General features: G+C 54.2%; 24 protein-coding genes, 1 tRNA gene and 1 riboswitch. Of the genes, 7 read left to right on the top strand and 18 right to left on the bottom strand.

Annotated features, from left to right (window positions below; genetic code table 11):
• Positions 1-2: 2 nt before the first annotated feature.
• The 4 genes from ACOOFE_RS09845 to ACOOFE_RS09830 form a co-directional block, all read right to left on the bottom strand.
• Positions 3-1,613: an FAD-dependent oxidoreductase gene (locus ACOOFE_RS09845; protein WP_420414762.1), complete on the bottom strand. Its 1,611-nt coding sequence runs from the start codon at positions 1,611-1,613 to the stop codon at positions 3-5.
• Between the two features lie 74 nt (positions 1,614-1,687).
• Positions 1,688-2,230 (bottom strand): VOC family protein, encoded by a 543-nt coding sequence (locus tag ACOOFE_RS09840; RefSeq protein WP_420414761.1) that lies wholly within the window; start codon positions 2,228-2,230, stop codon positions 1,688-1,690.
• Positions 2,231-2,435: 205 nt separating this feature from the next.
• A complete protein-coding gene (locus ACOOFE_RS09835) occupies positions 2,436-4,085 on the bottom strand; it encodes a U32 family peptidase (protein ID WP_420414760.1) in 1,650 nt (549 codons plus the stop codon).
• A 241-nt stretch (positions 4,086-4,326) separates the two neighbouring features.
• A complete protein-coding gene (locus ACOOFE_RS09830; protein WP_420414759.1) occupies positions 4,327-6,510 on the bottom strand; it encodes a LamG-like jellyroll fold domain-containing protein in 2,184 nt (727 codons plus the stop codon).
• 660 nt (positions 6,511-7,170) lie between these two features.
• Here ACOOFE_RS09830 and ACOOFE_RS09825 point away from each other — a divergent pair.
• Positions 7,171-7,905, top strand: coding sequence for an MOSC domain-containing protein (locus tag ACOOFE_RS09825; protein WP_420414758.1), 735 nt, complete (start codon positions 7,171-7,173; stop codon positions 7,903-7,905).
• Positions 7,906-8,009: 104 nt separating this feature from the next.
• On the opposite strand, the gene ACOOFE_RS09820 is transcribed toward ACOOFE_RS09825, so the two are convergent.
• Both ACOOFE_RS09820 and ACOOFE_RS09815 read right to left on the bottom strand, forming a co-directional pair.
• Positions 8,010-8,096, bottom strand: a tRNA-Leu gene (locus ACOOFE_RS09820).
• A 123-nt stretch (positions 8,097-8,219) separates the two neighbouring features.
• Positions 8,220-8,486: a FliM/FliN family flagellar motor switch protein gene (locus ACOOFE_RS09815; RefSeq protein ID WP_141186260.1), complete on the bottom strand. Its 267-nt coding sequence runs from the start codon at positions 8,484-8,486 to the stop codon at positions 8,220-8,222.
• 97 nt (positions 8,487-8,583) lie between these two features.
• On the opposite strand from ACOOFE_RS09815, the gene lipB reads away from it, so the two are divergent.
• Positions 8,584-9,291, top strand: a complete 708-nt coding sequence (gene lipB / locus ACOOFE_RS09810) for a lipoyl(octanoyl) transferase LipB (protein ID WP_420414757.1) — start codon at positions 8,584-8,586, stop codon at positions 9,289-9,291.
• A 55-nt stretch (positions 9,292-9,346) separates the two neighbouring features.
• On the opposite strand, the gene ACOOFE_RS09805 is transcribed toward lipB, so the two are convergent.
• The 6 genes from ACOOFE_RS09805 to ACOOFE_RS09780 all read right to left on the bottom strand — a co-directional run bounded on the left by ACOOFE_RS09805 (position 9,347) and on the right by ACOOFE_RS09780 (position 14,363).
• Positions 9,347-10,153, bottom strand: a complete 807-nt coding sequence (locus tag ACOOFE_RS09805) for a metallophosphoesterase (protein ID WP_420414756.1) — start codon at positions 10,151-10,153, stop codon at positions 9,347-9,349.
• On the bottom strand, positions 10,150-10,785 hold the full coding sequence (locus ACOOFE_RS09800; protein ID WP_420414755.1) for an HAD family hydrolase: 636 nt from the start codon (positions 10,783-10,785) through the stop codon (positions 10,150-10,152). Before ACOOFE_RS09800 ends, ACOOFE_RS09805 begins: the two co-directional genes overlap by 4 nt.
• A gap of 124 nt (positions 10,786-10,909) precedes the next feature.
• Positions 10,910-11,827 (bottom strand): NAD-dependent epimerase/dehydratase family protein, encoded by a 918-nt coding sequence (locus ACOOFE_RS09795; protein ID WP_420414754.1) that lies wholly within the window; start codon positions 11,825-11,827, stop codon positions 10,910-10,912.
• 12 nt (positions 11,828-11,839) lie between these two features.
• Positions 11,840-12,691 carry a glycosyltransferase gene (locus ACOOFE_RS09790; RefSeq protein WP_420414753.1) on the bottom strand — a complete coding sequence of 284 codons (852 nt, stop codon included), beginning with the start codon at positions 12,689-12,691 and terminating at the stop codon, positions 11,840-11,842.
• 10 nt (positions 12,692-12,701) lie between these two features.
• A complete protein-coding gene (locus ACOOFE_RS09785; RefSeq protein ID WP_420414752.1) occupies positions 12,702-13,922 on the bottom strand; it encodes an NAD-dependent epimerase/dehydratase family protein in 1,221 nt (406 codons plus the stop codon).
• A gap of 153 nt (positions 13,923-14,075) precedes the next feature.
• Positions 14,076-14,363: an acylphosphatase gene (locus ACOOFE_RS09780; protein ID WP_420414751.1), complete on the bottom strand. Its 288-nt coding sequence runs from the start codon at positions 14,361-14,363 to the stop codon at positions 14,076-14,078.
• 89 nt (positions 14,364-14,452) lie between these two features.
• Between ACOOFE_RS09780 and ACOOFE_RS09775 the strand changes: the two genes are divergently transcribed.
• Positions 14,453-14,707 carry a hypothetical protein gene (locus ACOOFE_RS09775; RefSeq protein WP_141186252.1) on the top strand — a complete coding sequence of 85 codons (255 nt, stop codon included), beginning with the start codon at positions 14,453-14,455 and terminating at the stop codon, positions 14,705-14,707.
• 47 nt (positions 14,708-14,754) lie between these two features.
• Here the strand turns inward: ACOOFE_RS09775 and ACOOFE_RS09770 are convergent, their stop codons facing one another.
• The 4 genes from ACOOFE_RS09770 to ACOOFE_RS09755 all read right to left on the bottom strand — a co-directional run bounded on the left by ACOOFE_RS09770 (position 14,755) and on the right by ACOOFE_RS09755 (position 19,388).
• The gene (locus tag ACOOFE_RS09770) at positions 14,755-16,620 is read right to left on the bottom strand and encodes a vWA domain-containing protein (protein ID WP_420414750.1); all 1,866 of its coding nucleotides are present in this window, start codon (positions 16,618-16,620) and stop codon (positions 14,755-14,757) included.
• Between the two features lie 215 nt (positions 16,621-16,835).
• On the bottom strand, positions 16,836-17,375 hold the full coding sequence (locus ACOOFE_RS09765; RefSeq protein WP_420414749.1) for an RNA polymerase sigma factor: 540 nt from the start codon (positions 17,373-17,375) through the stop codon (positions 16,836-16,838).
• 92 nt (positions 17,376-17,467) lie between these two features.
• Positions 17,468-18,373, bottom strand: a complete 906-nt coding sequence (locus ACOOFE_RS09760; protein ID WP_420414748.1) for a DMT family transporter — start codon at positions 18,371-18,373, stop codon at positions 17,468-17,470.
• An 81-nt stretch (positions 18,374-18,454) separates the two neighbouring features.
• Positions 18,455-18,603: riboswitch (FMN riboswitch) on the bottom strand.
• Positions 18,604-18,731: 128 nt separating this feature from the next.
• Positions 18,732-19,388 (bottom strand): HAD family hydrolase, encoded by a 657-nt coding sequence (locus ACOOFE_RS09755; protein ID WP_420414747.1) that lies wholly within the window; start codon positions 19,386-19,388, stop codon positions 18,732-18,734.
• A 297-nt stretch (positions 19,389-19,685) separates the two neighbouring features.
• On the opposite strand from ACOOFE_RS09755, the gene ACOOFE_RS09750 reads away from it, so the two are divergent.
• Entirely contained in the window at positions 19,686-21,278 is a 1,593-nt protein-coding gene (locus tag ACOOFE_RS09750) for a putative bifunctional diguanylate cyclase/phosphodiesterase (RefSeq protein ID WP_420414746.1), read from the top strand.
• Positions 21,279-21,348: 70 nt separating this feature from the next.
• On the opposite strand, the gene ACOOFE_RS09745 is transcribed toward ACOOFE_RS09750, so the two are convergent.
• The gene (locus ACOOFE_RS09745) at positions 21,349-23,361 is read right to left on the bottom strand and encodes an acetyl-CoA carboxylase biotin carboxylase subunit (RefSeq protein WP_420414745.1); all 2,013 of its coding nucleotides are present in this window, start codon (positions 23,359-23,361) and stop codon (positions 21,349-21,351) included.
• Positions 23,362-23,585: 224 nt separating this feature from the next.
• Between ACOOFE_RS09745 and ACOOFE_RS09740 the strand changes: the two genes are divergently transcribed.
• From ACOOFE_RS09740 to ACOOFE_RS09730, 3 genes are all read left to right on the top strand, one after another.
• Positions 23,586-24,059 (top strand): hypothetical protein, encoded by a 474-nt coding sequence (locus ACOOFE_RS09740; RefSeq protein WP_420414744.1) that lies wholly within the window; start codon positions 23,586-23,588, stop codon positions 24,057-24,059.
• 111 nt (positions 24,060-24,170) lie between these two features.
• Positions 24,171-24,650 carry a hypothetical protein gene (locus tag ACOOFE_RS09735; RefSeq protein WP_420414743.1) on the top strand — a complete coding sequence of 160 codons (480 nt, stop codon included), beginning with the start codon at positions 24,171-24,173 and terminating at the stop codon, positions 24,648-24,650.
• 124 nt (positions 24,651-24,774) lie between these two features.
• Positions 24,775-25,083 (top strand): hypothetical protein, encoded by a 309-nt coding sequence (locus ACOOFE_RS09730; protein ID WP_420414742.1) that lies wholly within the window; start codon positions 24,775-24,777, stop codon positions 25,081-25,083.
• A gap of 104 nt (positions 25,084-25,187) precedes the next feature.
• Here ACOOFE_RS09730 and ACOOFE_RS09725 read toward each other — a convergent pair whose 3' ends face one another.
• Positions 25,188-26,720: an acyl-CoA carboxylase subunit beta gene (locus ACOOFE_RS09725; RefSeq protein ID WP_420414741.1), complete on the bottom strand. Its 1,533-nt coding sequence runs from the start codon at positions 26,718-26,720 to the stop codon at positions 25,188-25,190.
• Positions 26,721-26,765 lie beyond the last annotated feature (45 nt).

The raw sequence follows: 26,765 nt of genomic DNA, 5'->3' as shown, positions 1-26,765 counted from the left end.
GATCACGCGCCTCCAATCGCGGTTTTCAAAGCTGATGCCACCTTGTTGTCGTTGAAATAACGCCAGCGCGCGGCAACATGCTGATCCGGGCGGATCAGATAGACCGTCCCGGGCGCCGCATTGTAGCGCTCTGCCAGCTTGCCCTCCGGGTCTTCCACATCACTGCCAACACGCAGGACATTGGCTGTGACACTGCCGACTGCAACAGTCTCGGCTTCCTCATCGCCAAACACCAGAAGGGTAAAGCCGCCACCGATTTGATTGAGAAACCAGGCGTCCTCGCCGCCCACCTTGACCGGTGCATCCAGGCAGCAGGTGCCCGGTGTCATGGAGCCTGAAAAACTGGATTCATCCGCCGTATTCAGCGAGCTTTCCACATAAGGTGTTGGCGCTGAAAGCCGTCCGGAATTGACCAGAGGCTTGGCAAAATCAGTGACTTCCGACAGGTCCAAAACCGCATCGCGGAAGCGTCGTGAGGCTTCGCTCTTCGGTGTGATGAAGTCGGTGGACCGGGTCGAGTTCAACAGATTGTCGTCGGCTGCAAACGCCCGTTCTTCATGGTAGCTGTCGATCAGGCTTTCCGGCGCATCGCCGTCCATGACCAGCTTCAACTTCCAGGCCAAATTGTCGATGTCCTGAACGCCAGTATTCGCTCCGCGGGCGCCGAAGGGTGAGACCTGATGGGCCGCATCACCGGCAAACAGCACCCGGCCATAGCGGAATTGATCGATCCGGCGGCAAGCGAACTGGTAGACCGAGGCCCATTCCAGCTCAAATTCGGTGTCTTCGCCGAGCATGGCTTTGACGCGCGGAATGATGTTTTCCGGTTTCTTTTCTTCTTCTGGATCAGACTCCCAGCCGAGCTGGAAATCGAGCCGCCAGACATCATCGCACTGCTTGTGCAGCAGAGCCGACTGCCCCCTATGGAACGGCGGATCGAACCAAAACCAGCGTTCGGTCGGAAAATCGGCCTTCATGATGATGTCGGCAATCAGGAACCGGTCCTGGAAAAACTGCCCGGAGAACCCGGCCCCAACCATCTTGCGGGTGTCGGAATTGGCACCATCACAGGCCAGAACCCAATCCGCTTCCATCGTGAAGACGCCATCGGGGGTCTCGATGGTCAGCGACACGCCGTCATCGAGCTGCGTCAGGTTGATCAGCTTGTGCTTCCAGCGCAGATCAATGAGGTTCGACTTGGCGCATTCCTCGACCATATATTCCTCCAGATAATACTGCTGGAGGTTGATAAAGGCCGGATTTTTGTGCCCGTCTTCGGGCAACAGATCGAAGGTGTAGGTCAGATCATCGCGGAAGAACACCTTGCCGATCTTCCACTTGATGCCTTTGTCGACCATGCGATCACCACAGCCGAGCCGGTCCCAGATTTCCAGTGGGCGTTTGGCGTAACAGACGGCCCGCGATCCAATGGAAACCGTATTGTTGTCGTCCAGGACAATCGTTGGAATGCCGCGCTGGGCAAAATCAAGCGCGGCCGTCAAGCCTATGGGTCCGGCCCCGATCACCACCATCGGATGCCGTTTGACCCTGCCTGTGCGCTGCTCTTCCGATTGCTGGTAGTCGAATTCCGGATACTGATAGGTTTGAAACATCGGGCTCTCCTCCCAATCCCGCTGAAATCGTGTCGAACGCCCCGCATTTACCGCAGCGGTCGCATTCGGTTTTCTCACACATCGGACAGCTCTTTGGCGTGCAGCCATTCAGCGTGTTTCGGAGCTTTTTTGGTCTTCGACCACTCTTCCAGCATTTGCCATTTCACATCATCCAGCTTGGCCAAAAGCTTTTCTTCATCCGGATCCGGGCAGGCCAGCTCTACGCGGTGACCATTCGGATCGAAGAAATAGATGGAGTGGAAGATCGAGTGATCGGTCACGCCCAGAACTTCAACTCCGTTTGCTTCCAGATGGTCTTTAAAGGCAATCAGCTCGTCCCGGTCCTTGACCTTGAATGCGATGTGCTGGACCCAGCGCGGCGTGTTCGGGTCAAAACCCATTTCCGGCTTGGTCGGCAATTCAAAGAAGGCGAGAACATTGTTGTTCCCGGCATCCAGGAAGATGTGCATGTAAGGATCAGGCTCATGAGTGGACGGCACATGGTCCTCGGCAATTGCCAGGATGAAATCCATGTTCAGCATCTTGCCGTACCATTCGACGGTTTCCTTGGCGTCTTTGCACCGGTAGGCAACGTGATGCATCTGCTCAATTTTCATCAACCCAATCCTCCTAATTAGTTACATATGCAACTATATACAGCCACCAATCAGCTTCCTTGATTTAGATCAAATTAGTTACATCTGTAACTAACTGCAAGTCACAAGGTGCACGATAAGTGTTTCACGCTAGTGATTAGCGGACTGAACAAGGGGCGGATATAGCCTCAGTTCTCAACGACTGCAGGAAAACAATGCAGCCCGTTTATCCCGCCTGCTTCAACTCAGTCGCCTCCGCGCGAGTGAGCTGTTCGCCTTGTTTGCGTTTTAGGAGAACGTCGCGGGCGCGTTCATATTGCGGGTCCTGCCAGAACATCAGGCAGCCGTTGCAGCCCTTGCCGCAGCAGCCTTCCGTGCCGACCCGGTTGGTTTTAAAGCGTCGCTCTTCTGCGCCCTCGCCAATGCTTTCTACCAGCGCATCGCGGCGGCGCTCATAGGCTTTTGGATTGTCCTTGCCCGTGACCTCCAGCCCTTGCACCAGTTTGTCGAACCGCACCCGGTTCCACTGCTCGTCCGTCAGCGCCCGCTCTTTGCGCAAAACCGTAAAGGCCGGAAAGCGGGCTTTGAGGTCGTCCAGGTTCTCGTGATCGAAGAGTTCGAACGGCAGCCGGATCACGGTCCGGTTGCTGCCATGCACTTCCGGCACACGCTCACCATTGGCCGCCTTTTCAAAGTCATAAACGCGCAGCAGAACTGTTTCACGGGCGATTGGTGAGACAAACTCCAGCACTTCGCCGGCGACCAGCTTGTTTTTTACCTCGACCAGAAAGGCGTCCTCGGTCACCTCTGTGACAACACCGGCATATTCCCATTGGGCGAGCGAGGCTGTGTGCTCATAATCGTGGGCGTAATTGGTCAGCCGGCCTTCGTGGAAGGCAAGCGTGTAGCCCCGGTTTCCAACCGCCTCCAATTCGCGCATGTAAGGTTTTGGATCCCAGTTGTCCGGGTCAGCATAATAGTCGTCGATGGCCATGCGGTAGGCTCTTGCAACGATGGCGCAGTAGTATTCGGATTTTCCACGCCCCTCGACCTTCAGGCTGTCGACACCGATCTGCAGGTACTCATTCAGCTTCGGCATGATGCACAGATCTTTGGAATTAAGGATGTAAGAGCCGCGCTCGTCCTCCTCAATCGGCATCAGCTGGCCCGGACGGCAGCCTTCTTCAAGCAGAAACTCAAACAGATGCGCATTGTCCTCGGTGATGTTCAGTTCTTCGACCGTGCCGTCCTTCAACCGCACGTGGAGTTTATAATTCCAGCGGCAGGAGTTGGCGCAATTACCCTGGTTGGCACCGCGTTCGGCCATGAAATTCGACAACAGACAGCGGCCGGAATAGGTCATGCACATGGCGCCGTGCACAAAGGCTTCCAGTTTGATATCAGGGCATTTTTCACGAATTTCGGTGAGCTCAGCAAAAGACACCTCACGCGCCAAAACACATAGGTCAGCGCCTTGGTCTTGCCAGAATTTCACCGACAGCCAGGAGCAGATGTTGCTCTGGGTGGAGACATGCAAAGGGAGATCCGGCGCCTTATCGCGCACATAGGCAAAGACACCGGGATCGGCGACGATCAAACCGTCCGGCTTCACCTTGCGCACGGTCTCGATGTATTCGTCGAGCTTCGGGATGTCCTTGTTGTGTGAAAAAAGATTGAGCGTGAGATAAGCGCGCCGGCCGTGCTTGTGACAAAACTCGACACCTTCAACCACGTCCTCCAGCGAAAACTCTGATTTTGTGCGCAAGGACATGTCCGGCGTTCCAAGGTAGACGGCATCCGCGCCATAAAGGATGGCCATCTTCAATTTGCGCAGGTTGCCAGCCGGCATCAGGAGTTCGGAACGCTTCTCGATCATGGGGTTTGCCTAAACAGTCTGAAACGCCCGCCTCATAAGGGAAATTGGCGGATCTGAGATCTGTAAAAACCCGTACCCCATCGAAACAGCATTCGATGCCGAAAGCTCCATGGCTGATAGAGCAAACCGTGGTCATGATTACGTGTGTGCACTGACGGTCTCCACTGTTTGAAAAAGCTGGAAAGCGGAACGCTGCCCTAAAGAATGCCCTGATCCGCTTTCCAGAGTTGTTGAGGCGCCGTCAATAAAAAGCAGTGTCGTCCGTGAACAGCGGGGTGATTTGGGACGCACCGAGTTGCTGATCAAGGATTGTGAAGTCGGAGATCGTGCCATCAAACCGGTTGCCGATCCAGCCGATTGCACCGGCATCACTGCCCCAACCATTGCCACCCAAAATCAGATACTCCTGATTGCCGAGGAGGCTGGCATCAAATTCCGCATCCGAGGCAACCGCTTGCCCATTCAGATAAACAACCACCCCGTCATCGCCAAACGTTAGCGCAAAATCATAGTCCTGCCCGGCAACAACCGCCTCCCTTGCGTAGAGCCAAGTTTCATCGGTTGAGCTTTGAAACCGGACCTTCAAGGTTCCGTCATCCTTGATGAAGGCGGTCACGTGCCCGCCTGCCCCATTGCCGCTTGCGTCCTTTGAAAACAGCGCATCATACGAAGAGATCGTGTCTGCTCTAAATGAGAAGGCGATGGTCCCTTGATCAACCTGCATCGCTCCTTGATGCGGAATGGCAAATTGGCCGTTGCGCACGTCTTCAAACTCAAGCTGACCAGGGACAGAGAACACGGCATTGACACCAGCCGGAGGAGTGAGACCGCTCAGCCCCGGCAAATTGTCCGGTGGCGTGATTGGTCCTCTGTCTTCAGAGATCTGGATGGGCTGGATGGCCTCGTTGAGGTCGGCGATGGACTCCACGATGCCGTAAGCCGGCCGGGAGGTGGTGGAGATGTCGGTGAGGCGCACCAGGTCGCCATAGACCGTGATCGTGCCCAGCTCATCCATATGGTGCGCACCGCCGCCCCGGCCCTGGTCGGAGTAAAGCTGGATCACCGAATGATCCATCACCCCGTCGGAATTGGCATCGCCATAGCTGATCGAGCGGATCTTGGTGGTGTGGCCTTCAATGATGATCCGGTCGCCCTCACCCCGGTTGAAGTCGGTGATCACGTCATTGCCGATCATGTCGACCCAATGGTCGTGCAGCTTGTCGTTTTCACCGGCCACCCCATGCCAGCGGATCGTGCCGTCATCCTGGGTGTGCTCTTCGATGTACCGCTGTTTGGCGTTGATCAGGGTCTGGAAGTAGAAGGTATCCGCGCCCGCGCCGCCGGTCAGAACATCGTCCGCCGGGATCGGCTGGTTCGGATAGAGTTTGCCATTGGTCAGTTCATTGTAGGGATCGCCCTCGTCGCGCCCTTCCACATAGGCAATGGCCCCTTCCCGGCCATCGGAACGCGAGATCAGAAGGTCATCGCCCGCACCGCCATCGAGCACATCCTCGCCGTGGCCGCCATCCAGAACATCATTGCCCTCGCCGCCGCTCAGATCGTCATTGCCATAGCCGCCCTGCAGGACATCATTGCCGCCCTCGCCATCAATCGTGTCGTTGCCAAGCCCGCCATCAATGGCATCGGCCTCACCGGTTCCCGACAGCGTGTCGGCCCCATCGGTTCCGGACTGGATCGCCGCCCCCGTGGTCAGATCGCCGTCATGGGTGATGCCATAGGCCATGGCCAGCGCCTTGGCTTCATCCGAGCCGTGATGCAGCTGCTGGAACGCCGGGATCAGATTGTTCTGCGCAATGGCATTCAGCGCCGCGCTCTCAAAATTGGCATCGACGGCTCCAGCAAGTGCTGCCACATCGGTCTGACCCAATTGACTGCCAAACACCATCACGTCGGAGATCGTGCCGTCGAACTGGGAGGACGCCCGCTGGCTGTCATCGGAGCGCCAGGCCCCGGACGCACCGACCACAAAGGCCCGGCTGTTGGCTTCCAGCCCCTGCTGGAATTCCGGCTCGGACGCTGCCAGCTGGCCGTTGAGATAAAAGTTCAGCCCGTCGGCGCCAAAGGAGACGGCCAAGTGATAGGTCTGGCCGGCAGCAATCACCACGTCCTTCACCTTCAGATATTCGCTCTTGCTGTCCGACTGCTGGCGGACATACAAAAAACCGTCCTTCAGATAGACCGTCAGGTGACCGCCGCTGTCATAGCCCCGGCCATCCTTGGAAAACAGCGTCCGGCTGCCCTCAACCGTATCGGCTGCAAACGTCAGCGAGATCGTGCCATTGGCTAGGGCCAATGCTTCCGAATGCGCCGCTTGCAAATAATCCCCACGCTCGCCAGAAAAATCCGTCGGACCGGCGATTGTATAAACAGCGGAATTATGAAGAGAAATACTTGTTGATTGCATGGTCCTGCCCTCCCCATGAAAAATGAATACAACGAGCCCCCCGACCTGCTGCATAAACGCATGGCGCCCAAAAGATTAATTTCTGGATTTTGCTTCGTCGGAGTTAATGTAATTCTGAAATTTTGACGAAAAAAATAGCAAAATATGTCGAAAATATATTCATTTATTGATAGAATTTGGACATCGAGACAAATATACAAATTGAACAAATATTTACTAAATTCGAAATTTATTAAATTACTGTTTTATATATACAAATTAAAAATTCGAAAGAAGGCTTTCCAACTAGACTTTTACTAAAATTTTATTTTAAATTAGTTCAAAATATACATAATCAGAACGTTCGACTTCACATTTTTGAAACTATTTTCACCGGGGTAAGAAAATCAGCGGATACAGTGAGTTGTTCCAAACGAATTCCGCAAAGGAATTCAATTTCCGATCAGAACAGGCGGCATTACGCACTTATCGAAACGGACCTCTGCAAGAAATCCCTGTTTATAGTTGATCGATTTAGCTGGTCTCCGCCGAAAAACAGTAAATATGGACAAACGTCCAAAACGATGAAAACTACTGATGGCCAGACCACAGCGCAGCAGCCCTGCAATCTCTGGCGCATATGTTTTGAAACACGGTCTTTCATCTGCCAGGAACACCAACATGAGAATTCGATCCCTGTGGCGATATCCGGTGAAATCCCTGCAGGGCGAACAGGTGGATCTGGCTTATGTCGAGGAAAGAGGTTTCCAAGGCGACAGGCTTTTTGCGTTGGCCGATCAACGCGGAAAACTCGGCAGTGGCAAATCGACAAACAGGTTCCAAAGAATCGACAATCTCCTCGCTCTGCGCGCCGTAACACAGGATGGAAATGTGTATATCGGGGCGCGCGAAGATCAATTGGAGCACATTCAATCGGACGGTCTTGACCAACGCTTGGCAAAGGTTATGGATCAGCCAGTCGAAATCGTCCGCGAGCAGGATAGTCCGCATTTTGATGATGCCGCCGTCCACCTCATTCTGTCGTCCGAATTGACAAAGTTGCAGACCCTTCTTCCGGAAGCCGAAATCGACACGCGCCGTTTCCGCGCCAATATCGTTCTGGATGTCCCGGACCACATGACATCTGAAGACCTTCTTGGAAGTGTCCTTTCAATCGGCAATGCCCGCCTGAAGGTCACCCACAAGACCGAACGCTGTGTCATGGTCACGGCCGGACAAGACACCCTCCCCAAAGATCCGCAAATCTTGAAGACAATCTCACGGTCATTCGACTTGAATTTCGGTGTCTATGCGTCGGTTCTACGGCCCGGAACAATCGAAACGCGACAGGCCGTCGGCATTTCTTACCCGGCCAAGGACCCAGCCCATCGACGCAACACAGATCTCGGTTTTTAACTCTTGAACCCATGAAGGAGAACATCAAGCAAAAAGCGCGAAAACAAAAAAGGCGCTCCGAAGAGCGCCTTTGTTTTCAATCACCTGGTAGTGTGATTGATGAATGGTGCGGTCGAGAAGACTCGAACTTCCACGGGGGTTAGCCCACAGCGACCTCAACGCTGCGCGTCTACCAATTCCGCCACGACCGCATATTCAGTTTTTCCCGGCGCTGATCGCGTCGAGGCGCCCCATGTAGCAAAAGGTTTTTGGAGGCGCAAGAGCGAAGCCTGCAATAATTCACAGGCACCTGAATTTTCTTTTGAAGAGTTTTTTCAAAGAGGTCCGTCGGTCCGCATTGGCCGGATTTCCGGCGGCCTCATCAGGACTTCCGTGATGGAAATGCCGATCCGCTCGCCAAGCAGAACCACCTGACCTTTGGCAACCAGCGTGCTATTGGCGTAAATCTTGACATCGTCGTCTTCATCGACGTCGAGATCAATCACCGCGCCACGGCCCATGCGCAAGAGCTGGTGCACAGGCATGAGGTTCTCGCCAAGTACGACTGAGATATCGACATTGATTTCATCAAAGGTGGCCATAACACGCCTTAGTCCTTACATAGGGCGGACATCCGCCAGCGCCCGATCTTACCACGGGATGGGCAGCCTGCTCAAAAAACAAAGAAGTGTCATCCACATGTCACCCGACGACCGCGACGCCCTAAACATTGATTTTCTGCCACTTCCAGGCTCTGCGCCGGTTGAATGGCGGATTTCAGATAATCTCATCGACTATGAGGACGCCACACGGGAAATGGATGCTCATGTGCAGCGAATCATCAATGGCACCGCAAATGAGCGGGTCTGGCTGTTGGAACACCCACCGCTTTATACAGCCGGACCGAGAGCCGACGACAAGGACCTGATCACCCCTGACCGCTTTCCGGTCTACCGCACAGGCCGGGGCGGTCAGCACACGTATCACGGACCCGGACAGCGGGTTGCCTATGTCATGCTGGATCTCAAACGCCGCAGGCAGGACATTCGTGTGTTTGTTTCAGCGCTCGAAGCCTGGCTGATCAACACCCTGTGGCACTATCACATCCGCGGTGAACGGCGCGAAGACCGGGTTGGCGTCTGGGTCCCACGGCCGGACCGCGGCGCCAATACCGAAGACAAAATCGCTGCTATCGGCATTCGCCTGCGCAAATGGACCACCTTTCATGGCATCAGCTTTAATGTGGAGCCGGATTTGGATCATTTCTCGGGAATCGTTCCTTGCGGCGTCAGCGAACATGGCGTGACCAGCTTGGTCGACCTCGGCATTCCGGTCACAATGGCCGAAAACGACAGTGTGTTGCGGGCCGAATTTGAGAAGATTTTTGGTCAGACCGTGTCAGCCTAGCAAAACTCCCTTTCCCAACTCCAATTTCCTGCCCCGTCAGTTTTCTGATTGAAAATCAGCTATCGGCAGCGCCCAAAGTCAAGTCCGGCGGATCCCTGTCAAAATCATGATAGTGAACCACGGTCAAATCCGGTTGCGCCAGGACGATGCCAAATTGCGGTTCTTCCGGAACCGCCGGGACATGTTCCTGGGTCTTAAGATCTAGCGCACATTGAAGCATCAAGGAGCGGTGCGCTGAAAAGGCAATGTTCCGCCAGCGGCCGGACATGGGCCGGTGATAGTGCCCAAAGAAAAGATGTTCGGCACCACCATGCGCGGCAAGCAAATCGCCCAGCGCAGTAGCGTCTTCAAGGTTCAAACCGATGGTGTCCATGGCCGGCAAACCGGTTGGGAACGGCGCATGATGCAGGAAAATCCAGACTGGTTCTGAGCCGTTGATCTCATTCAGAGCCGCTTTCAACCAATCCTGACGTATTTTGCAAAACGCACCCGCATGTGTCCCTTCGGCTTTGGTGTCCAGCAGGATGCAAGTGGCGCCGGAGGTCTTTACGACACATTGCGCAAAACCATCCCGATCCAAAGTTAGGGACGACAAGGTATTGACCGCCATGTCACGGTCATCGTGGTTGCCCACCAGGCTGACCACCGGCACCTGAAGCTTAGAGAGGATCTGTTCGGCCAATTCGTAGGCTATTGGATCGGGGTCATAAACGATATCGCCGGTGACAACACAGAGTTCTGCGTCAGCGTGATCCGCATTGATGATATCAACCGCCCGTGCCGCGCGCTCCGCTGCCCCTTCGTACGCGGTACCTTTGTCATCAGGTGCAATATGGAGATCTGTTAGATGGATGAGTTTCATAAGGATGCTCCTTCCGTCGACACAGAAATTCCCCGGATGACTTCACTCAGCTCCTGAGGGCTGGTCACAATATGATCCGGGTTTTCCGCCTCAAGACGCCCCCGCGGTTGCCATCCCCAGGTTACTGCAATCACCGGCAACTCACAGGCTTGCGCGGCCTGCATATCGCTAACAGCATCACCAACAAACGCGTGGCTTGATCCGCCGGCTGTCTTCTTGAGATTTGCGATCTTTTCAGCCTTGTTGCCGGGAGTATCTCCACCGATCACGTGAAGAAACTTTTCGATCAGTCCATGCCTGACCAGAAAAGACCGGATTACACGGCTATGACTTGCGCTCATAACCGCCAATTCATGCTGCCCGGAGATCTCTGCGATCATTTCCGGGATGCCGCCGAATGGCTGGCAAAGGTCTGCCCGCTGTGAAACATGATTAGCGACAGACGCAGCGAAGGCGTCCGGTTTGAGATCGTGCCTGATGGCCAGCGCTTCGAATGTCAGCGGGTCGAGGTCTGAGAAAGCATCATCAGCAATCGCGACCCGTTCATCCTGTTCCCGGGCCGCCGCACGGCAAGCCTCTAGGCAGACCTCTTTTGAATCAGAGATCACACCGTCAAAATCAAACATGATCATGAGTTGTTTTCCTGTGTGAGGACGCAGTACCGATTTGTCTTAAGAAATTTATCCACCTGGCTCATGACACGTGCGGAGGAGTTAGCGCCATTTTCAATTTCAAAACCGCCCTTGCCTCCCACCGTTACACGCTTTGAGAAGCGGTATTGGGTTCAGCGGTTTCTTGGAGGTTTTTGGAAGCAGGCAAAGACTGGACAAACTCTACGAGCTTGGCTTTGCCACCGGGTGCCCAGCCAAGTTTGACAAGTTTGGCGACATCCATCACGCCCACGGCACCTGGAGAGCGGATAGGCAGTACGGCCTCCACCGGGAAAACTTCTGCATAGAGTTTCAAAAGGTCCTGAAGATCGAGCAGGATGTCGGACACGTTGTACACATCAAAGACGTCGCTGCTGGCCAACCGTTTTTCCAGCAGCAGCACCACAGCTTCGGCCAGGTCCTCGCCATGCACTTCTGTGCCAACCCGGGGAACAACCGCCTCCCCCTTGGAAAAATCGGAAAAAAGTTTGGACCACTTGTGGGCGTCTAGGCCCGGCGGGACTCCATAAATCCCTGTCGCACGTAAAACCGTTCCCTTGAATGTATCGTCGCACAACACATGGAGGGCCAACTCTCCAGCATATTTGACCTGACCATAAAACGAATCCGCTTCAACTGGAGCCTCTTCGGTCAACACGCCCCAATCGGACGCGCCAGCGTAAACTGCGCGGCTGGAGAGAAACACGCACTGATCGACGCCGGCCGCTTTGGCTGCCTGATAGAGCGCCTGTGTTCCTTCTACATTCAGTGTGATGAAACCGTGCGGATCGTCGCCCTCCCCATCCCGGTATTTGCCGGGCACATGCGACAAGGCACAGTGGACCAGAGCGTCCGCTGACGGCAGAGTGAATTCACGATCTTCCAAATCCCATTTGATGAACTCATCTTCCGGGACGTCTGATGGCATACGGCCTAGACAGGTGATTTGGTGACCGTCCTGGCGCAGACGCGCCGCAATGAACCGGCCAAGCTGCCCTGTGGCCCCGGACATAAGAATATGCATGGATCGACTTTTCTACTTCTGTGCGGGCGGTGACGGCATGTTGGCAAGCGTTTCGCCAACATCCCGCCCCTCATAATAGGCCTGCCACAGATCAATCAGAGGGCGCAAGCTTTCAGAGCGCGCGTGTCCGGTTTGCCACGGCTTTTCATATTGATAGTGCAGAATGTGTATCTGATCCCAATCCCACAGCTCTGGCAGGTTGAACCAGACGTATTGCAACATGTTGTAGAAGACAGGCAGGCCGTGCCAGTCCGGGAAATAGCTTTCCAAAAAGGTCTGGTCTGTCCGCCGCCAGAAAGCGTCCGGTGCATCAAGGCGGGCGAGCATATCAGCGAAGGTCGCTGCATTCGGATGGGCGGTAAACACACCGCTGTTCAAACGGTGAAAATCGCCCAGCGCTTCATAGACATTGGGCGCAGCGCAAAACTCCGGATAGCCAAACAGCTTGTCGCAATTTTTTATTACCAGCGCATCAGCATCAATGAAGACGACGCTGTCATAGTCCCGCAATTGCCAGAGGCGCAGCTTGACGAAATTGTCGAGCGGTGTGTGAAACTGCGGCTTACCGCCCTTTGTGAAAGGGGCCGTCTTGTGCAACCGCCCGCGCTCATGCCGCTCGTTGAAAGCTTCCGAGGTTGGCAGACGATCGCATTGACCCAGCCGCGGCGAGAATTCGCGCAGGACTTCCAGCTCCTCCGGCGCAACACCGGGCGTATAAAGCACGACCAAATCCGCGACCGTTTCACTGAGACGCAAGGAGCGCAACAGGGCGGTTGCACCACGCACGTAATCAGCATTGGTCACCAGCGTGACATAGGCGTTTGCGCTGGTCGCTTCTGACTCAAAGGCCGGACGGTCCGTCATATCAGATCCTTCAGGAAACAGACTTCAAGCGCGGGTGCTCCGGATCATGCTCGATGTCGACGGCAATTTCTTTCGTCCAGGCGGAAACGGCCGGCACCCGGCTGCGGTCGATCCGATAAGCATAGGCTTTCGCAACATCAACCACTTCGCTGAGAAGCCCATTCTCCAGCGTGATCGGATCAAGTCCGAGCTCCAGGAACTGATCATTTTTGACCACCAGCTCGTTTTCCGGCGCTTCCTTTCTGGGGTTCGGCAAATAGGCGATTTTCGCGCCCGTTATCCTGGAAATCAGGTCTGCTAAATCGCGCACCCGGTGGGTTTCCGTCATTTGATTGAACACCATCACCCGGTCACCGCGGTCCGGCGGATTTTTAAGCGCAAGTTCGATACAGCGCACAGAATCCTGAATATGGATGAAGGCTCGGGTTTGTCCACCAGTGCCATGAACCGTCAGCGGATAATCGATCGCCGCCTGGATCAAGAAGCGGTTCAAAACGGTGCCGTAGTCTCCATCATAATCGAACCGGTTGATCAGCTGTTTGTGTTTCAGCGTTTGCTCGGTGTGGGTGCCCCAGACGATCCCCTGATGCAGATCGGTGATTCTGAGACCATCGTTCTTGGCGTAGAACTGGAAAAGCAGCTGATCGAGGCACTTGGTCATGTGATAGATCGAGCCCGGATTGGCCGGGTAGAGGATCTCCTGGCTGGCGGTAGCGCCGGAGAGCGTCTCCACATCCACATTGAGATAGCCTTCCGGGATCGCCGCACCGACATTGGAATAGCCATAGACCCCCATGGTACCCAGATGGATCAGATGAGCATCCAAATCCAGCTCCACCATGGCGTTAAGCAGATGATGGGTGGCATTGACGTTGTTGTTGACCGTGTAGTTTTTGTGCTGATCCGATTTCATCGAATAGGGCGCGGCGCGCTGTTCGGCAAAATGGATGATCACGTCTGGCCGCTCGTCTGCAAGCCAAGCTTTGAAAATCTCATAAGTTTCAGCAATATCGATCAGATGAAAATGAATGGTATTGCCGGTTTCCTGTTTCCAGATCCGGGTGCGTTCTTGGATGGAATCCATCGGGGTCAAAGATTGCACACCAAGCTCGGCATCAATCCAGCGGCGGCTCAAATTGTCGATAATGTGAACTTCATGGCCCTTGTCGGACAAATGCAAAGACGTCGGCCAACCAACAAACCCATCACCACCCAAAATTGCGATTTTCACAAGTCCGCTCCCTGCTCCCGATCCAGCGAACAAGATCGCTCGCCGCGATTGTTTCACACGTGAGAACAGATGATTGCGAAATTTCTGTGACAGTTCAACGGAGTTTGTTGGAATTGATATAGGTATTTTGCGATTCAGAGGTAGCTCAAGGCTTTACACGGTCGTGCGAACCTCAAAACGTCCGGTAGCAGGATCCACCGGATCAAGATCACTCACAGAGGTCACCCGGGCAAGGGATGGGCCCCGCCATAAGGCATCCATCATGTCGACTACTGTATCGGAAGGACCGGAGAAAACGGCCTCCACCGCGCCGCTTTTCAGGTTCCGCGCCCAGCCGGAGAGATCCCGGGCAATCGCTTCATCCGCACACCAGGCCCGGTAGCCAACCCCTTGCACCCGGCCCTCAATCAGCACATGAACGGTCAACGGATCCTGAGTCATCGGTGTTCCTTCCAATTGGTCCGTAATGAACTACATCTGACACACTCGGCGACGTCCAGTCGACACTATATAAAAATGAAAGCGACAGAATGAAGATCCAAGTTCCGGAAAAACAAACCCTCGCTGCGGCGGCGATCGTGGCTTACGCCGGCATTGCCAAGCGACTGCACGTGGAACTGTCCAATGTTGCTGGAAAAACAAGCATTGATCTGGATGCCATCAAAGCAGATCTGATCACTGAAGCGAAAAAGACTGTGCCGCATGGCGACTTCGCGAAAGACGAACTAGAGGTCTACAAAATCATGTTCGAGGCAATTGAGACGATATTTGAAACGGCTGAATGATCTCCAGCCACCGCTTTGACACGGCGACCGGAAATCTCAGCCAAACCTTATTTCTTCAGCGGCTCCATTGCCTGGGCACTTTGGGCCAGTCGGACAAGTTCAAGGAAGGATCCACGGTAGTTGAACGGATCTTTGCTGCGGGCACCGGCGGCCAACACTTGCACATCCTCAAAAGAGTAATCACCAGTGTGTTTGCCGCCTTTGAGTATTTGTCCGAAGGCAGCCACAGCCGCGGCAAACCGGCTGTCGTTGGACGCACTTGCCAATTCTGACCTGACTCTATCCGTTTGAACGGGAACCTCGATCAGCTTGCTCTGATCTTCCTCCGGCAGTTTGTAACGGATTTTCAGAAAAGCGATTTCGTCAGCACTCGCACCTGTTGCCCGTTTTGCCGTTGTCTGATAGCGCAGCGGTTCGATCAGGGCGCCGGTGGCTGCCACTGGGCGGTACTCATAAAGTGCGGTCACTGTGTGGCCAGCGCCAATGTCGCCTGCATCAACTTTGTCGTTGTTGAAATCCTCGCGTTTGAGCAAACGGCTTTCATAGCCAATCAATCGGTACTCGCTCACAGCAGACGGATTAAATTCGATCTGGAATTTCACATCCTTGGCAATCGGAAAGAGCGTTGAGCTGGCTTCATCAACGAGAACCTTGCGGGCTTCGCTCAAGGTATCGATATAGGACGCATTGCCGTTGCCATTTTGGGCAAGCTCCTGCATCAGAAGGTCATTGTAATTGCCCCGGCCAAATCCAAGCACGGACAAGTTGATGCCGGTACCCCTCTTGCGCTCGACAAAATCCTTCAGCTCTTCCGGGTTCTGGATGCCGACATTAAAGTCCCCGTCTGTCGCCAGAATGACCCGATTGACACCATCTTTCTTGAAACTCTGCTCGGCCAGTTGATAGGCTTGCCGGATCCCCTCGCCGCCCGCTGTAGACCCGCCAGCCGACAAGTTCTGCAAGGCCGCCTGGATTTTTGCGGTATCAGAAGCTGGTGTCGGCTCCAGGACTGTCCCGGCGCTTCCGGCATAAGCAACGATGGACACTGTATCGTCCGGCTGCAGGTTGGACACCAACATCTGAAACGCATTCTGAAGAAGCGGCAGCTTGTCCGGCGCATTCATCGATCCGGACGTGTCGAGCAGAAACACCAGATTGGCCGCCGGTGCGCTGGCGCGCTCCAACTCATACCCCTTGATGCCAATGCGCATCAGTTTGGTTTCGCCATTCCAGGGCGACGGTAAGATCTCCACATCAGCCCGGAATGGGATGTCTCGGCTGTCCGGCAGCGGATAATCATAATTGAAATAGTTGATCATCTCCTCGATGCGCACCGCATCCTTCGGCGGCAATGCCCCGTTGTTCAAGGCCTTGCGGACAAAGGCATAAGAAGCCGTATCCACGTCCGCTGAAAAGGTCGACACCGGCTCTTCAGCGGCCCGTTTGACCGGATTGTCGTCGTGATCGGCGAACTTGTCCCGGCCCTGCTCTTCATAAACGGCCGTGTTGGCAGCATCATCTGTCGGCGCCAAAGCAGTCGAAGGCACAGCTCCTCCAGCCGGTGCCGCCGCCAGCGGTGCGCTGACCTGCTGTTGCATCCGTTTCAGTTTTGCCGGAGCCAACACTTCACGGGCCCGGGTTCCCGCTGCTGCTCCCGTCTCTGCATCGGCTTCAACGCGTTCCAGCATTGGTTCGGGCTCAGATGGCGCAATGAGCCCAAGCGGTTGATTGGTGGGGTGTTCGGATTTCGGCATGGGGGAGCTCGTCCCAGCACCCTCTTGAGCTTGTTGCGGCACCGGTCCGCGCACGTCTTTAAACTCGTTGAGATTGTTCAGGTTAAACACAAGCGCAAGCGCCAAAAGGCTGACGCCGCCTGCCATGGCATAAGACAATTTCTGATAAGAACCGATCATGAAAACTCTCCTCAAAACGCTGGCTGCAAATGCTGCAGCTCTGGTCATGAGACGTGCGCCGGGTTCCGATCCTTGGTGACGATGTGAATTTTTTTCTGCCTTTTGGTCTTCAAAGCGGGAGAGCGCAGCATCAATTGCCGCTTTCCGCGCATCCGGGCGAGCGGTAACGGGGCTTTCTTGCCGGAAGGCACTGCGCAATTTGTCCAGATCGTCCGTCATGCTTCTGCTTTCGCAAGTGTTTTGAGAGTATCCTTCAGTTTGGACATGCGCCAGGAAATGGTCGATTCCCGCACAGATAAAACTTCCGCCGCCTGGGCGTGGGTCATCTCTTCACCGAGCACAAGGACCGCGGTTTCTCGAAAATCCCCACCGATGGCCTCAAGCGTTTCGTAAAGCCAAGCGATTTGGTCTCCAGCTTCCGCCCATTCAGCCCGCCGCAGGGCATCCACCTCGCCAAAACCAGCTGCAGCTTTGTCGAAAGACACCCGGCGCCGATGCCGGTCACGGGCCGCATTCAAGACAATCCGGTAGAGCCAGGTGGTAAAGGATGAACGCCGCTTGAAACTGGACAGCTTCACCGCCAAAGCAGAGCACACATCCTGCGCCAAATCCTCAGCGTCTTCCCGGTGGCCGAGAAGCCGATAAGAAAACCTGAAAATCGTATCGTAATGGCGTTCCAGCAGCCAGCCGAAGGCGCCCGCATTGCCAGCGGCTGCCGCTTCCACCAATTCTTCGTCACTCAGCTGACTATCCATCTTGAAAGATTAGACGCAGCCCGATGGCCATTCCTTGGCAGGGCTCGAACTTTTTTTGAACTTTGTTGCCATAGCCTATCTGGCAGCAAACACTAACGGGCTTCAGCCGCCGCAACACTGCGCCGCTGTTCATTCATCATAACCAGCAATGATGCACCAACGATAACCAGCGCGCCGGGCCAGAAAGTCCCTGCAGGTGCAAAACCGAACGCAAAGAAACCAACGGCAATGTTGAGCGGCAGTTTAAGATGATCAAACGGTTGCACGAACGCGGCATCAGCCTTTTGGTAAGCAAGCGTCAGGAGATAATTGGCAAGAACCGTTAAGAGGCCAGCGCCAATCAGCAGATAGAGCGCAGGGCCACTCGGGACGATGCCGCCATCGCTAAACGCTAAAAGCGCATTCACCGGGGTCAACAGCAGCAAGAGATACAGCGTGATGGAATCGGCCGCTTCACGCTCAGTCAGTTTTTTGGTGACCAACGAGGTGCCAGCCCAAAAGGCAGCTGCGCCCACGGGCAGAACTGCGCCCCAATGGAACGCCTGCGACCATGGCTCCAGGATCACCATGCCGCCGGCAAACCCGGCGACAGTGGCCAGCCAGCGCACCAGACCAACCTGTTCGCCCAGAAAAATCCGAGCGCCGAGAATGACAAAAAATGGTGATGTCATAACAAGCGCAATTGCTTGCCAGATTTCCACCCGCGCCAAACCTGCGACCCAAAGCTGAATGCCGACCACTGCAAGAGCGCCGCGCAAAAGATGCAAACCCAGCTGCTGCGTTTTCAAGGCCGCCCGGCCGCGGCGCAACACCCAGGGCAGTGCAAAGGCTAGCCCCAAGGCGTATTGCCAAAAAGCGGCCGAGGTAGACGGCACACCGAGCTGCATGGTGGACGCTTGTAATGCCCCATTGACCAGCGCGAAAGAGGCTCCTGCCCCAATCATCGCCAAGGCGGCAAGTAACGGCTGCGGTTTCAATGCGGAAGTTGGTGAGGTCATGGTCTTAAGTCCGTTCTAGTTTCAGCCCAGAACAGTCTCTAAAGACCTAAACACCCCGCAGCTCCAAGAGAAGCTGCGCGGCCAAGTTCTCTACCATCCGGACTATAACCGTCGGCTCCGGCCTCTCACCGGATCTGCTGACCCTTGGCATCATCCTGCCAAAGCGCTCGCGGGCTCCAGGTTTCCCTGATACCGCCGGTGGGGAATTTCACCCCGCCCCGAGAACTGTTCTTCAGATCCTCTTTAGCGGGCCCTATTGGACCACGCAATAGTCTTGAGAAGGATTTTTCAGTGTGACTGAAAGGCGCAAGATCACTGATGAATCCGCCGCAACATTTTTGTTGCTTCAGCAATTGCGCTAAGAACGCCTCCGAACAATATCGGCGATCTGCGCAGGTTGCTCAGCAATGGCGAGCGGTTTTTGAGATTGCAGCTCCACCCTATCTCCATACCCCCAAAGAACGCCGATTGATGCCACATTATTTGCATGTGCTCCGATCAAATCATGTTTGCGGTCGCCTATCATGACGGCTTCAGACGCATCCAGCTCTTCGGCTTTCAGGACATGAGCAATCAAATCGGTCTTTGCAGAGCGTGTCCCATCGAGTTCGGACCCAAAAACTGTCCCGAAAAAATCCCGAAGACCAAAATGTTCAACGATCTTGCCTGCATAAGAATGCGGTTTAGAGGTGCACACGTGAAGACTTCGGCCTTCTCTCGCCAATACCTCCAGTAGCTCTGGAATTCCTTGAATGAGAGTGTTTTCGTAAAGTCCGGTCACGGTGTAGCGTTCCCGGTAAAACTCTACCGCTTGGTCGAGTTCAGTCTGATTGTCCGTATCCAGCAGCACCTCAAAGCTGTCCCACAGCGGCGGTCCGATACACCACTTGAGGTCCTCCGCATCAGGGACAATTCCCCCCATTTTTTGAAGTGCATATTGGATCGACTTGGTGATCCCCTCAAAAGGGTCGGTCAATGTGCCATCGAGATCAAACAGAATTGTGCTGAATTCCAAGGGGCAAACCTTTGTCTTGTTGGACCGCTTCACTTTGATATCGAACCGGCGAAAGGAGGTCTTTGATGGACTAGTGTGCAGCGCAAGAAAGGCCAAGAAATTAATTCACTGTAAACAGCGAAATCAAAATAAATCCGCCAAACAATGAATACATTGCGGTGTATCCGGATCGAATACTGAATTTTATTGCAATTTTTCCAACTCTTTTTACACGATCACTAAAAAATGAAGGGATTGGTAACTTTTACAGTACTCACTGTTGAGAATCGAAATCGGACCCTCCGGCAGATTCGCTATATGATCGTAAAACTTACACAAAGAAAAACCCTTCTTTGGGAAGCCGGCTTTACACTCGTTGTTTTTGCAGGTCTTGCTGCACTCTTTGCATCAGTCGACTTGTTTGAAGCGCTTTACGACTTCTCCCGAACTCATGAGAATTATGAGCTCGACGATATCTTTGCAGCGATATTTGCTCTTCCAGCTGTGTTGATGGTTTTCTTGTTCCGCCGCTTGCGGGATTTGAAGAAGGAAATGGGATTGCGCGAGCAGGCCCAAGGCAAAGTGCAAGAATTGGCTTCAATGGACCCGCTGACCGGTTTAGCCAACCGGGTCCAGTTTTTCTCAGATATCAAAACACGCCTGAAAACAGGCCAAATCAAAAAAACCAGGTACGCTCTTTTTCACATTGATCTGGACCGGTTCAAACAAATCAACGACCGTTATGGTCCGGTCGTTGGCGACGGTGTGTTGAAACAAGTTTCGGAGCTTTTGGAGAGCCGGCTGGACGATGATGCTATGCTTGCCCGGATCAGCAGTGACGAGTTCCTGCTTTTGAAGTCCTACAAAAACCGGTCCGAAATCTCCGACCTTGGCCATTATCTGGTAAAACTCCTCAACCGTTCTATTGCGTTCCGGGGAGTTGAGCATGCCGTCACGACTTCGATCGGCATCGCATTAAACGATGATTTCGCACCGAACCGGTACCTCAATTTCGAACGCCTTATGACCAGCGCTGACATTGCGATGTTCGCCGCCAAATCAAATGGCCGAAATCGTTTTGAGATTTATCATCCGTCTATGCGCCAGGAGTTTGAGACGCGCACCATCCTGGCCGAAGAGCTTTTGAAAGCTGTAGAGCGGCGAGAATTTGAAGCGTATTTTCAACCACTTATGGATGCACAGACCTTTGAAGTCGTCGGCGCCGAGGCGTTGGTACGGTGGCGCCATCCGGAAAAAGGCATCCTTGCGCCTGTAGCCTTTATTGAAGCTGCGGAGTCTTTGGGCATCATCAGTGACATCGACCAATTCATGTTCGATGAAGCTTTGCGGATCCGGAACAAATTGAAAAATGCCGGATCAATCACGCCACGAATCTCGGTCAATATCTCCGCAGACCGCCTCAAGTCGCCGTTATTCCTGCACACCATCCGCAACATCAACGTTGAGCCCGAAGCTCTGGTTTTCGAAATCAGCGAAGCGGTCACATTCGAAAACCTGGATGACATGTCGCGCTTCAATCTTGAGGCCCTCGCCGATCAGGGATTTGAGGTGGAAATAGATGATTTCGGATCTGGTCGCGCATCAATTCTCAGCCTTTTGGAAATGCGGCCCAAGCGGTTGAAAATCGACAGGAACCTGACGGCGCCGATCGTCACTTCAGAAGGCTCCCGCAAGCTGATCAAGAGTGTTGTTGATATGGCAACGGCTCTGGGCATTGAGGTCGTTGCAGAAGGCGTTGAAACCCTGGAACATGCTGAAATTCTAGCCGACCAGGGCTGTCATCTGCTCCAAGGGTATTATTTCGCGAAACCGATGCCTGAAGCGGAATTCACTCGTTATCTGGATTGCCATTCGGCCGAACAAGCGACCGCGGCAGAACTGATCGCCTGACCCGGCACCAAAGAAGAACCCGCCGGCAATGCGGCGGGTTTTCAAATTCCAGTTCAGCGATGCTGTCTAATCAAGAAAACTCCATGATCACGGCGTCAACGGCCAGGCTGTCGCCCGGCTCAGCCTTGATAGCTGTAACGACACAGTCACGTTCGGCGCGCAGCACGTTTTCCATCTTCATGGCTTCGACAATGGCCAGCTGTTCACCAGCTTTGACTTCCTGGCCTTCGTTGACGGAAATGGACACCACCAACCCCGGCATCGGACACAGCAGCATCTTCGAAGTATCTGGCGGCAGTTTTTCCGGCATCAATTCGTCTAGTTCTGCAATGCGCGGTGTCATCACCTTGGCAACGAGGGAATAGCCTTGCCAATCAAGACGGTAGCCACCGGTTACCGGCCGCACCTGAACCGTAACATCTTTGCCACCAACGGCTCCGCTCCACAGTGAGGAGCCCGGCGCCCAGTCCGATTCCACGCTGACAACCGGCCCGTCGCCAATAGCAACGTCCAGCTCAATCGGTGTGCCCGGATAACCGGCCGCGAGCCGAATTGGCACATAGGTTTTGCCGAGCTTCACCACCCAGTCTTCGCGCACGGCGCCGGAGTGCGGGCGCAAACGTCCCGGGAGATGGTCCAGACGCTCGCGTTCGATCGCGCCCATGGACAGAGCAACCGCCGCCAGAACACCGTTTGCCTCATCGTCCGGTTCCGCTGGGAAGAAGCCATCTGGATATTCATCGGCAATGAAACTCGTTGCCAACTCTCCTGACCGCCAGCGCGGATGGTTCATCAAAGCTGTCAGGAACGGCACATTATGTTGAATGCCATCGACGTAATAACCATCAAGCGCCTGACTCATCGCATCAATCGCCTGTTCACGTGTCGGCGCATGCGTGATCAACTTGGAGATCATCGGATCGTAGAACATTGAGATCTCAGAGCCTTCAACCACGCCGGTGTCATTGCGGATGGTCAGCTCATCACTCTCAAGTTCTTCCGGCGGCAAGTAGCGCACCAGACGGCCGATGGACGGCAGGAAATTACGGTACGGATCTTCTGCGTAAATTCGGCTTTCGACAGACCAGCCGTTCAGCTTGACGTCGTCCTGCGCAATCTCAAGTTTTTCGCCCGCAGCAACTCTGATCATCTGTTCGACCAGATCAACCCCGGTGATCAGCTCGGTCACCGGATGCTCCACCTGCAGGCGGGTGTTCATTTCAAGGAAGAAGAAGCTTTTGTCCTGACCAGCGACAAACTCCACCGTACCGGCACTGTCATAATCAACCGCCTTGGCCAGCGCGACCGCCTGTTCGCCCATCAGCCTCCGGGTTTCTTCATCCAGCAAGGGTGACGGAGCTTCTTCGATCACCTTCTGATTCCGGCGTTGGATCGAACACTCCCGTTCGCCGAGATAAATGGCGTTACCGTGCTTGTCGCCCAGAACCTGAATTTCTATGTGGCGCGGATTTTCGATGAATTTTTCAATGAAGACGCGGTCATCACCAAAGGAAGACGCGGCCTCTGACTTGGAACGTACGTAACCGTCGTAGGCTTCCTCATCATTCCAGGCGATCCGCATGCCCTTGCCGCCACCGCCTGCCGACGCTTTGATCATCACCGGATAACCAATATCCTTGGCGATTTCGACCGCCTCCTCAGGCGTATCGATGACCCCAATGTGACCCGGCACAGTGCTGACTTTGGCGTCGTTGGCGAATTTCTTGGATTCAATCTTGTCGCCCATCGCTTCAATAGCGCGCGGGTTGGGACCGATCCAGACAATACCTTCTTTTTTAAGTGCTTCCGGGAAACTCGCGCGCTCAGACAAGAAACCGTAACCTGGATGGACGGCTTCAGCGCCTGTCTCTTTACAAGCAGCGATAATCTTGTCGGCAATGAGATAGGATTCTGCCGCCGCGGCCGGACCGATATGAACTGCTTCATCGGCCATCTCGACATGGACTGCATCACGATCAGCGTCAGAATAGACAGCGACGGTTTTAATGCCCATCTTGCGGGCTGTCTTAATGACCCGGCACGCGATCTCACCCCGGTTTGCGATCAGAATTTTCGAAAACATGCATTTCCACCCAGCTGGATCCGTTTTCTGAGTTGTAGGCCGGTCCTCCCCTCTTACGCAACTTATCCAAAGGGTGGTCAGACACCCCCAATCCACACAATTGAAGTTTCAGTGCAAAGTCAAAACAAACTAATCTTTAAACAAGTCGTTCCGGCCAAATTTCTGGTTTCCGCTTTTTTAACTAAGACCTTGATAGTGTTGACAAGGAACGGGAGTAAGTTTTGGTGTCAAAAACAGCTATAAAAACACTTCTTGCCGGTTTTTTCCTTTTCGGTACTGCGGAAGCACAAACCATTGAAAAATGGAATCGCGGCGAAGTTGACGGTTTCACGCGGTATTGGACGACAAATAATGTCGGAGCCAGTTTCGTTGTCTGGTGCCACCCGGAACGAAAAACCAACGGCACGCTTCTTCATGTGGTCATCGACGGCGCAACACCGCAGCCAAATTCTCGCATCAAACTGGTAATCGACAAAGATATTATCCAACTGCCGGTCAACGGCGAAGGGTATACAGACACTGGATGTGCCACTTGTGCAGACAGTTTTGAATATGTTTGGCATCAGTTACGGTCGGCAACAGCCATCGCAGTCAAATTTTCTGACAACAGGTATGCCGGTTTTTCGCTCAAAGGCGCCAAAGAACTCTTGCCTGCAAAGGCCTGCCCGACAGACTGGCACAAGAAACAGGCTTCCTGACAATATTTTCCTTTAAAATTTCGTGCGAAGCCGTCAATTAAACGGATTGGGATTAGTTAAAATTTAAGACAACCCCCGGTATTTTCAGCAATGCGTTCATTGGGGCTAACAATGTTTTTTCGTCTAACAGCTTTTGTTTTCATGTGGGGCCTTATGATCGCTCCCGCGAACTCTGAAACCATTGGCAGCTGGCACAGCGAAAAAGTCGATGGTTATCACAGTTATTGGACCAAAAACCAACGCGGCTCCCGGTTCACGATTTGGTGCCCGGACAGCAAAAAAGCCACCCTTCCTCTCATCGGCATCGACATCAAGGGCCGATTGCCTATGCCAGAAACATTGATCCGGGTTGAGCTTGACCATCGGCTGATCAAATTTACCGCCAGCGAGGATGGTTACATCCGGCCCGACAGCCCTGCATATGCAGATAACCTGAAATACTTCTGGCAATTGCTGCGCAATGCGGCTCGGTTTGCCGTCCTGTTCGATGAGGACCGCCGGTATGCAGGATTTTCGACCAAAGGCGCAGCAGACATTATCCCAGCCAATGTCTGCGCCCCAAACACCGGTTTGCAGGCCAAGCACCAGTAATCCGAAGCCCGGCCTGTCCGCAGATATGTGTGCCACATCACACTTAACCTAACGAAACCAAGGTATACTGCACCCCAGTTTGAGGTCGACTATTCCAATAGGCCTATGACCGCTGGAGAGCCCCATGAAACCACACGTACTGCTGATCCCGGCTGCAATTGCCTCTGCATTTGCGATTGCAACTCCTGCCGAAGCCCGTCCTGATTTACGCAAAATGACCTGTGCGCAGGCCCAACACTTGGTTCTTCAGCATGGCGCGGTTGTTTTCACCACCGGACGGCATACTTACTCCATGTATGTATCCAACCGCAGTTGGTGTGACTGGGGGCAACAGCTCTTTCCCCAATACGGTCCAACACGGGACAATCCCAAATGCCATGTGGCCTTTGAATGCAGAGAACCGTTGTTCCGACCGTTTTCTTTTGACGATTGATCAGCACTGATCAGAGAACCAAGGCACTCTGATCCCGTCGGTCGCCATAAAAAAACCCGCCAGACCTACATCTGGCGGGTTTTATCATTTCAATCCATGACCGCTTAGAGCGGAATGTTGTCGTGCTTTTTCCAAGGCATTTCGACTTTTTTGGCGCGCAGCAAGGCCAAAGCCTTGGATACCCGCCGGCGGGTCGAATGCGGCCGGATCACATCATCAATGTATCCGCGTTCAGCGGCCACGAACGGGTTGGCAAACCGGTCTTCGTAATCCTTGGTGCGCTGTTGGATTTTCTCCGGGTCATCCAGTTCAGAGCGGTAAAGGATCTCAACCGCACCTTTGGCGCCCATCACCGCGATTTCAGCCGTCGGCCAGGCATAGTTGATATCACCGCTGATGTGCTTGGAGCTCATCACGTCATAAGCACCGCCATAGGCTTTCCGGGTAATGACGGTCACCTTTGGAACGGTAGCTTCGGAATAGGCAAACAGCAGTTTCGCGCCGTGTTTGATCAGTCCGCCATACTCCTGTGAAGTGCCCGGCAGAAAGCCAGGAACGTCAACAAAAGTGACGATCGGAATATTGAAACAGTCGCAGAATCGGACAAAGCGCGCCGCTTTGCGGCTGGCGTCGGAATCCAGGACACCGGCGAGAACCATTGGCTGGTTGGCGATTACGCCGACCGTCCTGCCTTCCATACGGCCGAAGCCGGTGATGATGTTGCCAGCAAAACTTTCCTGGATCTCGTAGAAGTCGCCTTCATCCAGTGTCTTCAGAACAAGTTCCTTCATGTCGTAAGGCTTGTTCGGATTGTCGGGAATGAAAGAATCCAGGCTCATGTCGATCCGGTCCGGATCGTCATAATTCGTCAGCTCCGGCAACTCGGCCTGATTGTTCATCGGCAGGAAGTCGATCAACCGGCGCATTTCCAGCAAGGCTTCGACATCATTGTCAAAACCACCATCGGCGATCGACGATTTGGTCGTGTGAATGGAAGCTCCGCCCAGTTCCTCTGCCGTCACGGTCTCATTGGTCACCGTCTTCACGACGTCAGGCCCAGTCACGAACATGTAGGACGTGTCCCGCACCATGAAGATAAAGTCGGTCATGGCCGGAGAATAAACATCGCCGCCCGCACAGGGCCCCATGATCAGAGAGATCTGCGGAATAACGCCAGAGGCCTGCACATTGCGTTGAAACACTTCGCCATAGCCGCCCAGCGCTGCCACGCCTTCCTGGATACGCGCGCCGCCAGCGTCAAACAATCCGATGATTGGCGCCCTGTTCTGCAGAGCCATATCCTGAAGCTTGGTGATCTTTTCAGCATGGGTCTCGGAGAGCGAGCCGCCAAAAACAGTGAAGTCCTTGGAGAACACATAGATTGTCCGGCCGTTGACGGTTCCCCAGCCAGTGACAACGCCATCACCAGGGATGTGCTGTTCTTCCATGCCAAATTCGGTGCAGCGGTGCTGCTTGAACATGTCGAACTCTTCGAACGAACCTTCGTCCAGCAGGATCTCGATCCGCTCACGCGCGGTCAGCTTGCCTTTGGAATGCTGGGAATCGATACGCCGCTGTCCGCCCCCCATCCGGGCAGTTTCCCGGCGCTGTTCCAACTCCGCCAGAACGTCTCTCATCTGGTTCTCCCAATTTCTCTGTCTGCAGTGGTCCTAACACGCCGT

Source organism: Roseibium sp. (assembly GCF_965216085.1).
GTDB lineage: Bacteria > Pseudomonadota > Alphaproteobacteria > Rhizobiales > Stappiaceae > Roseibium.
Note: the sequence above shows the minus strand (reverse complement) of the source record. Positions and strands in the feature narration are given on the sequence as shown.

Excerpts from the sequence above, each read along its gene's own strand:
- ACOOFE_RS09845 (WP_420414762.1), bottom strand. The coding sequence starts at position 1,613 with ATGTTTCAAACCTATCAGTATCCGGAATTCGACTACCAGCAATCGGAA.
- ACOOFE_RS09840 (WP_420414761.1), bottom strand. The coding sequence starts at position 2,230 with ATGAAAATTGAGCAGATGCATCACGTTGCCTACCGGTGCAAAGACGCC.
- ACOOFE_RS09835 (WP_420414760.1), bottom strand. The coding sequence starts at position 4,085 with ATGATCGAGAAGCGTTCCGAACTCCTGATGCCGGCTGGCAACCTGCGC.
- ACOOFE_RS09830 (WP_420414759.1), bottom strand. The coding sequence starts at position 6,510 with ATGCAATCAACAAGTATTTCTCTTCATAATTCCGCTGTTTATACAATC.
- ACOOFE_RS09825 (WP_420414758.1), top strand. The coding sequence starts at position 7,171 with ATGAGAATTCGATCCCTGTGGCGATATCCGGTGAAATCCCTGCAGGGC.
- ACOOFE_RS09815 (WP_141186260.1), bottom strand. The coding sequence starts at position 8,486 with ATGGCCACCTTTGATGAAATCAATGTCGATATCTCAGTCGTACTTGGC.
- lipB (WP_420414757.1), top strand. The coding sequence starts at position 8,584 with ATGTCACCCGACGACCGCGACGCCCTAAACATTGATTTTCTGCCACTT.
- ACOOFE_RS09805 (WP_420414756.1), bottom strand. The coding sequence starts at position 10,153 with ATGAAACTCATCCATCTAACAGATCTCCATATTGCACCTGATGACAAA.
- ACOOFE_RS09800 (WP_420414755.1), bottom strand. The coding sequence starts at position 10,785 with ATGATCATGTTTGATTTTGACGGTGTGATCTCTGATTCAAAAGAGGTC.
- ACOOFE_RS09795 (WP_420414754.1), bottom strand. The coding sequence starts at position 11,827 with ATGCATATTCTTATGTCCGGGGCCACAGGGCAGCTTGGCCGGTTCATT.
- ACOOFE_RS09790 (WP_420414753.1), bottom strand. The coding sequence starts at position 12,691 with ATGACGGACCGTCCGGCCTTTGAGTCAGAAGCGACCAGCGCAAACGCC.
- ACOOFE_RS09780 (WP_420414751.1), bottom strand. The coding sequence starts at position 14,363 with ATGACTCAGGATCCGTTGACCGTTCATGTGCTGATTGAGGGCCGGGTG.
- ACOOFE_RS09775 (WP_141186252.1), top strand. The coding sequence starts at position 14,453 with ATGAAGATCCAAGTTCCGGAAAAACAAACCCTCGCTGCGGCGGCGATC.
- ACOOFE_RS09770 (WP_420414750.1), bottom strand. The coding sequence starts at position 16,620 with ATGATCGGTTCTTATCAGAAATTGTCTTATGCCATGGCAGGCGGCGTC.
- ACOOFE_RS09765 (WP_420414749.1), bottom strand. The coding sequence starts at position 17,375 with ATGGATAGTCAGCTGAGTGACGAAGAATTGGTGGAAGCGGCAGCCGCT.
- ACOOFE_RS09760 (WP_420414748.1), bottom strand. The coding sequence starts at position 18,373 with ATGACCTCACCAACTTCCGCATTGAAACCGCAGCCGTTACTTGCCGCC.
- ACOOFE_RS09750 (WP_420414746.1), top strand. The coding sequence starts at position 19,686 with ATGATCGTAAAACTTACACAAAGAAAAACCCTTCTTTGGGAAGCCGGC.
- ACOOFE_RS09745 (WP_420414745.1), bottom strand. The coding sequence starts at position 23,361 with ATGTTTTCGAAAATTCTGATCGCAAACCGGGGTGAGATCGCGTGCCGG.
- ACOOFE_RS09735 (WP_420414743.1), top strand. The coding sequence starts at position 24,171 with ATGTTTTTTCGTCTAACAGCTTTTGTTTTCATGTGGGGCCTTATGATC.
- ACOOFE_RS09730 (WP_420414742.1), top strand. The coding sequence starts at position 24,775 with ATGAAACCACACGTACTGCTGATCCCGGCTGCAATTGCCTCTGCATTT.
- ACOOFE_RS09725 (WP_420414741.1), bottom strand. The coding sequence starts at position 26,720 with ATGAGAGACGTTCTGGCGGAGTTGGAACAGCGCCGGGAAACTGCCCGG.